The following is a 347-nucleotide window of genomic DNA, read 5'->3' as shown; positions in this document are numbered from 1 at the left end:
CAAAATCACCTTGTACCGCTTCACCCCAAGCAATAGCGTACTCTTGCTGTGCTTTCGGCATCCAATCCGCGTCCGCATACTGCACAAAAGTGTCGTAGTGTTCTTCCTGCTCGTAGGTTTGGTGTAAGTCTAAAAGTGCGTCATAATAGTGAGTTTCTCCCAATTCCTCCATCAACACATTATACTGTGTCCCCTCCGGTGCCCAGAAGTTTTCGGCGTAGGTGTCTTCGTCAATTTGTGCGTAAGTGATGCCAACACGCGCTACATTCTCCTCGCTCTGCTTCCACACCCGTGGTTCAGGCCAATCGAATCTACTACCGTCTGTGCGACAGCCTTTCATGTAATCG

The 347-nt window shown here is 49.6% G+C and carries 1 protein-coding gene; it reads right to left on the bottom strand.

The genetic code is table 11. The features are described from left to right. Nucleotides 1–347, bottom strand: a 347-nt coding sequence (locus tag J4G02_11180; GenBank protein MCE2395139.1) for a hypothetical protein, incomplete at both ends; no start/stop codon positions are given.

This window comes from Candidatus Poribacteria bacterium (assembly GCA_021295755.1).
Taxonomy (GTDB): Bacteria; Poribacteria; WGA-4E; order WGA-4E; family PCPOR2b; genus PCPOR2b.
Note: the sequence above shows the minus strand (reverse complement) of the source record. Positions and strands in the feature narration are given on the sequence as shown.